This window comes from Paenibacillus sp. FSL R5-0749, from assembly GCF_038595085.1.
Classification (GTDB): domain Bacteria; phylum Bacillota; class Bacilli; order Paenibacillales; family Paenibacillaceae; genus Paenibacillus.
Genome location: NZ_CP152005.1, coordinates 3,197,761 through 3,210,147, shown reverse-complemented (window position 1 = coordinate 3,210,147; position 12,387 = coordinate 3,197,761). Strand labels below are relative to the sequence as shown.

Here is a 12,387-nt window from a genome sequence, read left to right as displayed (position 1 = left end):
AGATAAATGTCTACATTATTATACAGAGTGGGGAAAACCGCTTTTAGCAAACCTGCCTACTTTATCATTGGCTGGGTATTAATTCTGGGAATTGTCATCTCCATGATTGGTATCAATGGTATTCACATCAGTTCTGAAATGAAGATTGAAGGCACAGAGTCGCAGAAGGTTCTGGATCAATTAGCAAAAGAATTGCCAGCCGCCTCCGGCGGTCAAGGAAGTGTTGTGTTCAAAGCACCGGACAACGAGCGTTTGGATACACCTGAACGTTTGGCTGCCATGATGAAAGGTGTTAATGAAGTTTACGCGTTAGACAAAGTCCTTAACCCTGCCGATTATGCAGCTGAAGCGAGTAATTCAGGGGCTTCTGCTGAGATGGCTCAGAATGCTCAGTCTGCGGGTGCGGCTCAATCCGCAACAACCACGCCTCCTCCCTACGGACCTTTGATGGTGGATGGTGTTCCTGTACCTGGTATGCTGATCTCTTCAGACGGCAGTATTGCACTGTTCCAGTTCCAATTTACAATCGAGCAGTCTGCCATAACGCAGGATGTATTTGATTCTGTTATTCAATCCGTTATGACAGTAGAGAAAGGAACCAATATTACGGTCTTGCCAGGCGAAACGCTCAAAGCGGTATCAATTGGGGTCGGCTCCGCAGAGATTGTTGGACTGGTCATTGCTGTAATCGTATTGCTGATCACACTCGGCTCCGTTGTTGCGGCAGGTCTGCCTCTGATTACTGCACTACTGGGTGTTGCGATCGGAGTAGGTGGAGCATTCTCAATCTCCAAATTCATCGAAATGCCAAGTGTCACTTCCGTTCTGGCTCTCATGGTTGGATTGGCTGTTGGAATCGATTACGCTCTCTTCATTGTTAATCGCCAACGTCGAATGATCATTGATCAAGGCTTGAGCGCCAAAGAAGCAACAGCCAGAGCCATTGGTACATCGGGCAGCGCAGTATTTTTTGCCGGGTTAACCGTCATTATTGCACTATGTGGTATGCTCGTCATTGGTCTCACATTCTTGTCTACGATGGCTTTGGTTGCAGCAGCCACTGTACTCATCAACGTATTTGTTGCTTTAACCCTGTTGCCGGCTTTGCTGGGATTGGTAGGAGAACGCATCTGTTCAGCCAAAGCTCGTGAGAAAAGCACGAAACATCCTAAAGCCGCTAGTCACGGAGTTGCGGATAGATGGGTGAAATTCATTATCAAGAATCGTTGGGCTACCATTATCGCGATTATCATCATTCTTGGTTTTGCCGCGATACCTATCTCGAAAATGGAAATGGGTATCCCTGGCGCTTCCTCAGCGAATCTGGATACGGATGCAAGACAGAGCTATGATGCTATCTCGGAAGGCTTCGGAGAAGGATTCAACGGACCACTTATTCTGGTCGCAGAGCCTAATCAATCTTCCGCAAAAGTCACGCCGGAACTCTTGGGTGGTCTGATGATGGAGCTGCAAGGTCAAAACAACGTAGCACAGGTTACACCGCTTGGAATGACAGAAGATTTGGCTATCTTTAGTCTCATTCCAAAAACGGGTCCTAACGATACACTCACTAAAACAATGGTCAGTGATCTGCGATCGACTGATTCGAGTATCGCACAGACCTATGATGTGAAGCTTGGAGTTACGGGTCTTACGGCTGTTAACATTGATATGTCTGCTAAACTCGCGCAGGTATTCCCTATTTATGTAGGTATTATCATCCTGCTATCGCTGATCATCCTGTTACTCGTATTCCGTTCGATCATCGTTCCTATCAAAGCAACAATTGGCTTCCTGCTTAGTATCCTGGCTACATTCGGGATTACGACTGCTGTATTCCAATGGGGCTGGCTGCATTCGCTCTTTGGTTTTGATACCGGCGGACCGTTGCTGAGCTTTATGCCGATCATTGTGACAGGTATTTTGTATGGCCTCGCAATGGACTATCAAGTCTTCCTTGTTAGCTCGATGCGTGAATCATATGTCCACGGTCATCGCGGAACCGAATCCGTCGTTCATGGGTACAATCAGGTCAGTCGCGTGGTTGTTGCCGCAGCAGTGATCATGGTCTCTGTATTTGCAGGATTTATCTTCACCGATGATGTCATGATCAAACAGATTGGTTTCACCTTGGCGGTAGGCATTTTGATCGATGCTTTCATCATCCGTATGGGATTGGTTCCAGCCATCATGGCTATTTTCGGAGACAAAGCTTGGGCCCTTCCGAAATGGCTGGATCGCATTCTGCCAAACCTGGATGTTGAAGGCGAGAAGCTGATTGCTTCCCTTCATGCTGAAGAACAAGCCAACACCAAGTCTGGATTAAAATAATCAGTCCACTTCAATGCTAATACCAGGATTACTCATCATCACGACTAGATTCCCAATACAAAGACCTCCTCTGTTTTATAAACAGGAGGTCTTTTCTCTGCTCCAGATTATGCAGTGATATCTTCAATATGGACATTATAGCCGGGGATTGAGAAGCATTAACAAACGCCGCAAATAACTTTTGACTACAGTCATCTACGTTGTAGCTGTACTCTGGATGCCACTGCACAGCTAAAACAAATGAACGGTTCGGCATGACTACGGATTCGACGAGTCCGTCTTCAGCAACTGCCACGGCCGTTAATTTATCCGTTAACATCTTGATCCCCTGATGGTGATAGCTGTTTACTTTTATCGTATCTGTTTGCAAAATATCGTATAGGATATTATTTTTCTCAATATGTACATCATGTACAAGATTCGTATACGGCGGACTTTGCTTATGATTAACGATCTTGTTCACATGAAGTTGAAGGCTAGTCGGAATGTCTTGATACAACGTACCACCCAAAACAACGTTAAATAATTGTAGTCCACGGCATATGCCAAAGGCTGGCTTATCAAGCTCAATTACCTTTTGTAATAATAACGACTCCATCATATCGCGTTCAATACATAGCTCTCCACAGGTGACCTCTACATGCTCATGATACAGCTCCGGATTGAGATCATGTCCCCCGGTGAACAGGAAGCCATCGAATTCATTAACCAATGTTCCTATAATATCGGTATCCGTTGTCAAAGGCAGCATAATCGGAATCCCACCTGCTCCCTCTATTGCGTTCATATAATCCGGAAGCATCCAGTAACTTTTTTTGTCAGTATCATATAAAGGCAGTACACCGATCATGGGCTTTTTCATGGCTTTACCTCCCAGCTTTTCATTCATTTTATCAGATCTCTTCATATATAAATTCACTGAATTATTGCATTATCCTACCTCTATTGTCTGCGAACTCGTTTCATCCGGAATGCTGGAAAGGATATGTTGAGGATGAGTGATCACATTCCTACTCCTCTCTCTCAGCTAAGCGCACAAAAGACGCTCCCTTTGGGGAACGCCCTTTGCTTAACACGTTTCGTTTCAAACTTACTTACTTCTAATCTAGAGCTTAAACCGGCGAACCAGTTCTTGCATATTCTCTGCTGTTTTGAATAGCTGTGCAGAAGATGCGGATATCTCCTCCATTGCCGCCATTTGCTCTTGGGCTGCTGCTGAAGTTGTCTGAGCGCTATCAGCCGACACTTTAGAGATGTGACTCATCGCGGCAACGGTAGCCGAGACTTCCTCCGTACTGGCTGACAACTGTTCTGAGACAGCAGATATATCCTGAATTTGATCCACGATATGAGTTGTATATTGTTCAATGTTGGATATGGTTGCAGAAGCTTCTTGGCTGATCCGCATTCCCTCACCAACTTGATTGCGAACTTTATCATTCATAAGGGAGGTGGATTTTGCAATCAGATCAAGCATTTTGCCAATGGTAGCGCCAATGTCGTCCGCACTTTGTTTGGATTGCATGGATAACGTACGCACCTCACCAGCAACAACAGCAAAACCTTTACCGTGTTCTCCTGCTCTTGATGCTTCAATAGAGGCATTCAGTGATAGAAGATTGGTTTGCCGAGAAATATCCGCTATCGCTTCATTCATTCGATTGGCTTCGGCGGACAGACTGGACAGCTCATTAATCAATGCCGAGGTTTCTTCAACAGCTCCGATAATATGTTGCATTTGTTCTCTGACCTGGTTAATGGTTTTTCCACCATTAGCAACAGCGCGCTCCGTCTCTTCAGCCGAATCAACGATGGCACTAGCAGATTCTGCAATTGTACTGATGCCTCTCGCCATCTCTTCTACGGCATTCGCGGTTTGTTCCGAGTTTTCCGCCCCAACGACAGCTGATTCCGCAGTCTGGTGCATGGTTTCCGCCACATGTTGAACCGATTGGGTGGTTTGTTCTGTGCTTTCCTGAATCATTTGGGAAGAGTGACTTAACAACGATGACGTCTGATGAAGTTCGGCAACCACCGATTGAAGGGAAATGGTCATCTGGTCAAAATCATTGGCTAATATACCAAATTCATTTTCAGTTTTAAGATTAACCCGTTCGGACAGATTCCCTTCTCTTACGCTGCGAGTGGCCTTTCGCAGTTTTTGCATGGGTACAATAAATGATCTCAGAATGAAGAAAATAATAACTCCGACAGTCATTACAGATACAGCAATGACGATTAGACTCGATACCATGATGGGTTTCGCTGCGGCGATAAAATCCTCATGGCCCATCAAAGCAATGACATTCCATCCCGTCAAAGCATTAACACCGTTATACACCTCCAAATCATACGCCAGATCCGTTCTAACAAATTGGGAGAATGCCATCGGTTCTTCGGAACTTGAAGCCGTATTCGGATGAACTGGAATTCCTTCGATGAGCGCTCCGCCAAGTTCTCCTCCCCCACCTTTTACAATGGCACCTGACCAAGCCGCGATTGTTCGATTGGCGTCAACCACAATCAGGCTCCCATTACCTCCTACATCCACATCAGATATTTCTTTGGCTAATTGCTCCAGATCAAGTTTAATACTTGCTACACCTTGTTGATTTGAAATTGCCTTTGAAATTTCTACATAAATCTTCCCGGATACTGAATCTGTCATAATACTCGAAAAATAGAGTGATCCATTGTTACTCATACCATTGGAATACCATTCCGTGCTGCGTGGATCATATGTTGCATCCTCTATTGCTGGAGATGATATAACACTTCCTTGGTCGCTGCCCACAGTTATACCAAGAATATCAGGATATGTATCAGCTAATTGCTCGATTTCTACTTGTACAGCTTCGATGTTCGCCTGACCGGGCGAGGATCTATAGATACGGTCTATATAACTCAATAATTCTGCTTTTTCCCCTACCAGATTGTTAATATGCTGTCCTGTCATCGTTAATATTGTGTTGATGGGATCTGTCATTTTTTGTTGCACCTGATCTTTGGCACTATGATACGAGAAATAACCGATAAGTGCAGTTGGGATAATAAGCACCGCAAGGAAAGCTGCAATCAGCCTAGTACTCATTAATCGTAAATTAGCTCCTCCTTTCTTATAAAATGACCTTTTTTTCTTTTCTTTTTCCAAAGTGAATCTTCCTCTCTGTATCCATTTTTAGTAGAATCAACCGGCAAGTAAACGCAAAAAAACCCATATATGTACACACCCAAAGAAACGTTGAGCATGTATATACATAGGTATTGCCTGAATGAATTCAGTAACAAGCCGTATTTGTTTCGTATTATAGCATAAATAAAAAGGGTTTGTTAGCTATGATTGGTTCTTTATACCAAGCATCTGTTGTTTATATTCGGTAGGACTTAGCCCTGTATACTCTTTGAACACCTTGGAGAAATAGTGCTGATCACTAAACGACAGCAAATCGGATACTTCCTTAAACTTCATGTCCGGCTGGCTTTCCATCAGTCTGCAGGCTTCCTGAATGCGAAGCTGGGTGTAATACTGAACAAACGTAATTTGTGTTTCATTTTTGATCACTCTGCTGACATAGGACGGGCTTACGTGAAACTTCATGGCAATGTCGTTGATCGACAATGGAGAGTATTTATTTAGTTTTACGTAATCGTCAATCTGTTCGAACAGGATCGCCTTGCTTTTGCGGACGTGGGATTGCAGCATATCGAAACACTGTCCCGTCCATTCCGTCAGTTCCCGGCAAAAATCGGCATAGGACTGTGCCTGGACGAATTGTTTTGCCCGAAGCTCCAACCCCAATCTCATGCCCGAGCCCTGTTCCTCGTACAGATGAGCAAACGTGTCTACGATCAATCCAATAAACCGTTCCACCTCAGTCATATGTACATTTTCCTCTGCCCATTGATTCAACAATTCAGATAACTTAAGAGCAAACCGTTCTTTCTGCCGGGCCTGTATCATCTGTACAAAAACAGATTCCAGTACCGAATCCAGACAGCCTGTCTCGGATCTAGCCATTGATACCGGATTCCCGGTATCCAACACTATTCCTTGTTTCAACCGTTGCTGCTCAGACATAATGGATGACATGCGGTGATAGAGCTCAGGCAGATTACCAGACTCAGCCAATAGAAGTTGTCCTCCAATAATCGCATCGATGTTATGCGCAACCAAATGCCGTCTCAAGGATTCAAGACATTCGTGTACAGAAGAATACACCTCAAGTGCACTCTTGTTAACAAAAGCAATAAATTGATATGGTGTTTGGCTGGTGTACACACGACAAGAATAGAATGGGAAAAAATCCTTCACCATCGCCTCAAGCTCCAGCTGCACCCATCGTTCATGCCCTGCGGTGAAGGGTTGTTTGCTCATAATCATCATCATCTGGCTGAATAAGGGCGGAAAATCCTCCCCCTTTTTGGGCGTAGTCTCACATTGGGGATGAATGATTTCTTGCAGATCCAGCAGTTCCTTGGACATCTGTTGATCAAGTTGGTCAATTACCCGACCCATGACTTCTTCAAGCGCCTCTCGTTCGACAGGTTTTAGCAAATAGTCAAACACTTGCAGGTTCAATGCTTTTCTTGTGTATTCAAAATCGCTGTATCCGCTAATTAGAATGACCTTCAGATCCGGGTTGGCAAGCTTGGCTTGCTCAATTAGGGACAGGCCATCCATTTTTGGCATTCGAATATCCGTCAACAACAGATCAATCGATGACTGCTTTATCGCTGCCAGAGCCTCCTCTCCATTCGTTGCCGTAGCCGCTACACGAATGGGAAAGCTCAGCGTTTCCAAGAGCATTTTAATATTACGTAATATCGGCTTGCTATCCTCTACAATCATCGCATTATACATCGCCTATGCCTCCTCGCTAGTAAAAATCTTTCGTCAGTGAGCCGATGATCTGAATCGTTGCTCCATGTTGCTCTTCAGAATGATTGTTAAATATATTAATAAAGAGTCGGTTGTTATACATTAGTTTGAGTCGATTGACACTGTTGATAATCCCCATATTACCAAGGGCTGTAGCACGATCGGCCGTCTGGTTCATTCCGGAGCCCGATGCCTGAATATTGGCTACAATCTCCTGGATCTTATCGGGTGGAAACCCCTCTCCGTTATCCTTGATCTCCAAAGCCCATAATCCGTTATATTGCTTCACTGTAATCCGGATATGCCAAGGCGGCGCGGTGTTGGCAAAGGCATGTTCAATGCAATTTTCCACAAACGGCTGAATGACCAACCGTGGCAACCGGATTTCGTTTGCCAGCTCGTCAGCACAGATGTCCCATTCCAGATCCTCCTCGTACTTTTGTTGTACAAGGGACAGGTAATGTCTCGTATGTTGAAGTTCCTCAGCCAAAGTCACATGCGCGTATGGTGAAGAGACAATATAACGCAGACTGTCCGAGAGATGTTTACACATATCGGATACAACTTGGGTCTTCCCCTCTTGGGCGGCAATACTGATCAGATATAGAACATTATGAATAAAATGAGGTGCGATCTGGGCTTGCAGCGCAGAATTACGCGCCTTTACTTCTTCATGAAGCGCCGATTTTTCCCGGTCAATGGATTGTTGAAGCCTCTCCATCAGATCCCGAAAGGCTTCATTCAGCAACAATAGATCGTTATTCTTCGGCGTTTCATCCACTTTCAGATTCATATTGCTGTAGTTCATTCGCCAGATCTGGCTACGTAGCTTGCGGATAGGCAGCAGCAGGTTACGCGTCGACAGGAAGATATACACGAACGACACCAGCATCAGTGCTGTAATCAGCAGGATGGACATCGTCTGAACAGAATGGATCGAGCCTAGGACAGATTTTTTGGGCGTTATGATGTATGTAATCCAACCTGTACTCGGTGAAATAGAATGTGTGACGTAATTGTCGTCTTTGTCGACATCTAACCCCTCGTCTGATGAAGGCTTTGTCCAATTGGCAAATGTCTCACTAGCTTCCGTACCTGTCATCTGCTCTCCTTGTTCATTCAGAATATAGACTTCCCCTGCTGTAATGCCTTCCGTAAGGTTCTGTATATAAGCTTGTTCCATCTGAATGCTAAGATAACCGTACACCTTGCCATTCTGATCATTGATCGTACGAACAAAGGAAATGGTATCGACTTGGCGCAGCAGAACAAAACCACTTTCCGTCCACTCTCGTCCGATCTGACTACTCTCCATCAGGGTGTTCAGGATGGCGGGTGGATTACCCGAACCCAGATATGACGTCAGGAGAACGCCGTGATTGTCATAGATGGACATGTCCTTGATATTCATGCTCGGACCGATGGCCTGGAACATGATGTCTTTAATGATCCGAATCTGTTTCAGTCTTTCATAATTACTATGCGCTGAGGAGCTCTTGTCCATGGCTGCAAAAATATTTTTGCTGGATAATATTCGCTGTGACATCTGGTTCTGCTGCTCCACATAGAGATCAACTTGCTCTCTTACCTTCGTAGCGGTCACGAGCGTATCCTGCTCCGTTTTCAATTTGAGCGGACGGACAACGATCACATTCACATAAACGATAAAACAGCCCAGCACAAACAAAAGCAGAGCCAGAAACGTCAAAAACACCTTCGTCTGCAAACTGAATTGAGTTGTTTTATGTATGAACTTCGCCATTATTAGAGATACCCTCCTGTTCTGACATGATGTGAAATCCCTTACATTGATGTCTACTCTATCACGGTACTCCATGAAATGATAGCGATTTCAAGTTCAGGATTTTACACATCAACGTTCAAGCACAGACATGTACCGGGGAGAGAAAAAAATCTATAATCGGACTTGTAAACGGATTCACAACACGTTTTAGAGGGGGATTTGCATTGAAAACAATAAAAAGAAAAAAGGCGATTTCCATTATTCTGGCCAGTTTATTATCCATCTCATTAACCGCTTGTGGTTCAGGAGATACGGATTCAGGTACAGCTGCTGGCGGGGACAGCAAGAGTGGCAAGGTCACATTGGAGCTGGCAATCTCCAAAAGTTCTCAGGACTCTGCCTTCATTCAGCAGGACATTCTCGATGCATTTGAAAAACAAACGAACATTCGCGTCAACTTGCAGCTGATTCCTGCGGAACAAACGACGACAGTACTGCAAACCAAACTGGCAGTAGATGAAACGCCTGATATCATTCAGTACAATCTGGCGAGTGCTGTCACGGACCTGAACCTTGAACGGAACTTCGAGATTCTGGACAACGAACCTTGGGCAAGCAGAATTGTGAATAAGGACGTCCTCTCTTCCGGCGGCCATCTCTACAGCTTCCATGTCAGTCAGGATACGGGGATGCAAGGGGTAGTTTACAACAAACAAATCTTTGAAGAACTCGGGTTGTCGATTCCAACGAACTACGAAGAATTCCTGGCGATCTGTGAAAAAATCAAAGCAAGTGGCATTACACCTGTATTCATGCCATACAAAGATGCCTGGGCTGCCAACATCTGGCCCGCTGCAGCTTTTGCCGATTTTGTAGCCAAAAATGATCCGACGTTTTTTGATGAGTTGAACAGTAACAAGAAAAAATGGTCCGATATTCCCGAATTCAAAACATTCCTGGAACAACAGTATGAAGTGTACACCAAAGGGTACACCAACACCGATGTACTTAGCGACAGCTATGACATGGCAGTAGGTAAATTCCTGAACAAGGAAGTTGCCATGATGTTTATGGGCGATTGGTTAATTGAAGGCGTGGCCGAGCAAGATCCAAATATGGAACTGGGTGTATTCCCGATTCCATCGTCGGATAATGCCAGTCTGGGTGCAAGTCCGCTCGGCGGACAACTGTTCATTCCGAAGAAATCCAAACATTTGGACGAAGCCAAACAGTTCCTCGACTATATCGCTTCCAAAGATGTCGCACAACAGATCGTGGATTCCAAAGGATACGTATCCAATTTCAGTGACGTTACTACTCCGGAACTGCCGGCATACAAACAGGATATTGTAGACAATTACATTACGCCTAAGAAAACCGTGCTAACAACGGATGCATACATGCTGGTGGATCGCAGTGAATTGTACCGATTGTTGCAGGATCAATTCGCTGGTGGATTGTCACCAGAAGAAGTGCTGAAATCCTGGGATGAGAAGTTCAGTCAGCTGATGCAGGATAAAGGCGTAGAAGGTTTCTAAAGAGTGAAATATAAGGCAGCATAACATGATCAATTGTTATGCTGCCTAGCTATAACGGAGTGTGAGACATGAAAAGGACTAAAAATCTATACTCGTATTACATGATATTTCCCGCACTATTGATCTACTCCATCTTTTTCGTTGTGCCTGCTCTCGCCGCTTTTTATTACTCATTCACGGATTGGCGGTTAGACCGGCTGGAGTTGAAGTTCATCGGGTGGGATAATTTCGAGAAAATTTTCTCAGACAAAACGCTGATTCTGGCGTTGAAAAACACAGCGATATTTGCAATTGTCACCGTTGTCGGCAAGAATGTCATCGGCCTATTGCTGGCCGTAGGACTTAACATGCGATTAAGAACGAAGAACCTGCTGCGTGCGATATTCTACTCCCCTTCCATTCTCAGCATACTCGTGATCAGCATTCTGTTCACTCCCATGTTGCGTACCGAAGGTACCATCAACAATTTGTTGGAATCTGTAGGATTACATTCGTTAAGCCAAGCTTGGCTGACCAACCCATCGATTGTAATCTGGACGATTGCCATCGTCTCCATCTGGCAGAGTGCCGGGTTCCAGATGGCCATCTATCTGGCAGGCCTGCAGTCCATTTCCCAGGAGTATTACGAAGCCGCCAAGATTGATGGCGCAAGTTCGTGGAGAAGTTTTTTCAAAATCACACTGCCACTCTTGCTGCCCGCCATTAACATTAACCTGATGCTGACGTTGATCGGTGGACTCAAAGTATTCTCCGAAGTATATGTCATGACCGGTGGTGGCCCGGGTAACGCTTCCCAGGTCGTAGGTACGATCATTCTGCGGTCTTTCGGCGAAGGCAACTGGGGACTTGGAACAGCGGTCAACACCCTTCTGTTCGTGGTCGTTACCATTATCGCTATACCGCTATTGATCTTCATGCGGCGTAAGGAGGTTACCGAATAACATGGGCTATACACGCAAACTCGCCATCCGTAACTATATCGTGGAAGGCTTCCTGATTCTGGCCTCTCTTATCGTTCTGTTGCCGCTTGTCATTCTGATCTTCGGCTCATTCAAAACCAGCGCCGAAGTGCTCAGCTTCTCCCTGAGTTTCCCGGAAACATGGCAGTTCTCGAACTATGTTCGTGTCTTCCAGGAAGGCGGTCTGTCGCGAGCATTCTTCAACAGTATTTTGATTACTGGCGTATCTTCCATCATTAATATCGTTGCTTCTTCTGCAGCGGCATTCATTCTGGCACGTCGGGAAACCAAACTATCCGGCACCCTCTACATGTATTTCTTTATGGGACTGATTGCGCCAATGTCCATTATCACGACCATACGGGTTGTACAGGGACTGGGGTTCTACGGCAGCATCACTAGCGTTATCCTGATCTATGCCGCGTTAAATACAGCCTTCAGCGTGTTCTTGTACAGTGGATTCATTAAAACCATTCCACGAGCACTGGACGAAGTGGCTTTTCTGGAAGGAGCAAGTGTGTTCGGTGTGTTCTTCCGCATTGTCACACCACTCATCCTGCCCGTTAACGCAACGGTAGCAATCATGGTGTTCATGTCCGTCTGGAATGATATCACCATTCCGGTATACTTCCTGACAGACAGCTCCACTTGGACGATGCCACTATCGATCTACAATTTCTACGGCAAATATAGTCGGGACTGGAACCTGATCTTCGCCAATCTCGTGCTTACTTCGTTGCCTGTGTTCATTCTGTATCTATTTGGGCAAAAATATATCGTCAGCGGCCTTACTGCCGGCGCAGTTAAAGGTTAATCCCTATATTCTCGCAGAACTCTAATACGTTAGGAATTCGAGGGAATCCATGTAGCAATCTATAAAGGCTTAAAGATAAACATAAAGACCCACCTTAATTGGCGGGTCTTTCTTTGTTTGTT

General features: G+C 45.1%; 8 protein-coding genes. 4 read left to right on the top strand and 4 right to left on the bottom strand.

The genetic code is table 11. The annotated features are described in order from the left end of the window. Positions 1 to 6 precede the first annotated feature (6 nt). Positions 7 to 2,331: an MMPL family transporter gene (locus tag MKY85_RS14275; protein ID WP_342573067.1), complete on the top strand. Its 2,325-nt coding sequence runs from the start codon at positions 7 to 9 to the stop codon at positions 2,329 to 2,331. A 28-nt stretch (positions 2,332 to 2,359) separates the two neighbouring features. On the opposite strand, the gene MKY85_RS14270 is transcribed toward MKY85_RS14275, so the two are convergent. From MKY85_RS14270 to MKY85_RS14255, 4 genes are all read right to left on the bottom strand, one after another. Then, entirely contained in the window at positions 2,360 to 3,193 is an 834-nt protein-coding gene (locus tag MKY85_RS14270) for a gamma-glutamyl-gamma-aminobutyrate hydrolase family protein (RefSeq protein WP_342573066.1), read from the bottom strand. A gap of 243 nt (positions 3,194 to 3,436) precedes the next feature. Continuing rightward, positions 3,437 to 5,422, bottom strand: coding sequence for a methyl-accepting chemotaxis protein (locus tag MKY85_RS14265; RefSeq protein ID WP_342573064.1), 1,986 nt, complete (start codon positions 5,420 to 5,422; stop codon positions 3,437 to 3,439). A gap of 243 nt (positions 5,423 to 5,665) precedes the next feature. Beyond that, positions 5,666 to 7,192 (bottom strand): response regulator, encoded by a 1,527-nt coding sequence (locus MKY85_RS14260; RefSeq protein ID WP_342573061.1) that lies wholly within the window; start codon positions 7,190 to 7,192, stop codon positions 5,666 to 5,668. A gap of 16 nt (positions 7,193 to 7,208) precedes the next feature. Continuing rightward, positions 7,209 to 8,972, bottom strand: a complete 1,764-nt coding sequence (locus MKY85_RS14255) for a histidine kinase (protein WP_342573059.1) — start codon at positions 8,970 to 8,972, stop codon at positions 7,209 to 7,211. A gap of 206 nt (positions 8,973 to 9,178) precedes the next feature. On the opposite strand from MKY85_RS14255, the gene MKY85_RS14250 reads away from it, so the two are divergent. The 3 genes from MKY85_RS14250 (at position 9,179) to MKY85_RS14240 (ending at position 12,265) form a co-directional block, all read left to right on the top strand. After that, positions 9,179 to 10,492: an ABC transporter substrate-binding protein gene (locus tag MKY85_RS14250; RefSeq protein WP_253435486.1), complete on the top strand. Its 1,314-nt coding sequence runs from the start codon at positions 9,179 to 9,181 to the stop codon at positions 10,490 to 10,492. Between the two features lie 68 nt (positions 10,493 to 10,560). Continuing rightward, complete coding sequence (locus tag MKY85_RS14245) at positions 10,561 to 11,433, top strand: sugar ABC transporter permease (protein WP_339242596.1); 873 nt, start codon at positions 10,561 to 10,563, stop codon at positions 11,431 to 11,433. A 1-nt stretch (position 11,434) separates the two neighbouring features. Then, positions 11,435 to 12,265 (top strand): carbohydrate ABC transporter permease, encoded by an 831-nt coding sequence (locus tag MKY85_RS14240; RefSeq protein ID WP_339242593.1) that lies wholly within the window; start codon positions 11,435 to 11,437, stop codon positions 12,263 to 12,265. Positions 12,266 to 12,387: the final 122 nt, after the last annotated feature.

What these genes read in the sequence shown, in the direction of transcription:
- MKY85_RS14275 (WP_342573067.1), top strand. Translation starts at nt 7, where the DNA reads ATGTCTACATTATTATACAGAGTGGGGAAAACCGCTTTTAGCAAACCT.
- MKY85_RS14270 (WP_342573066.1), bottom strand. Translation starts at nt 3,193, where the DNA reads ATGAAAAAGCCCATGATCGGTGTACTGCCTTTATATGATACTGACAAA.
- MKY85_RS14265 (WP_342573064.1), bottom strand. Translation starts at nt 5,422, where the DNA reads ATGAGTACTAGGCTGATTGCAGCTTTCCTTGCGGTGCTTATTATCCCA.
- MKY85_RS14260 (WP_342573061.1), bottom strand. Translation starts at nt 7,192, where the DNA reads ATGTATAATGCGATGATTGTAGAGGATAGCAAGCCGATATTACGTAAT.
- MKY85_RS14255 (WP_342573059.1), bottom strand. Translation starts at nt 8,972, where the DNA reads ATGGCGAAGTTCATACATAAAACAACTCAATTCAGTTTGCAGACGAAG.
- MKY85_RS14245 (WP_339242596.1), top strand. Translation starts at nt 10,561, where the DNA reads ATGAAAAGGACTAAAAATCTATACTCGTATTACATGATATTTCCCGCA.
- MKY85_RS14240 (WP_339242593.1), top strand. Translation starts at nt 11,435, where the DNA reads ATGGGCTATACACGCAAACTCGCCATCCGTAACTATATCGTGGAAGGC.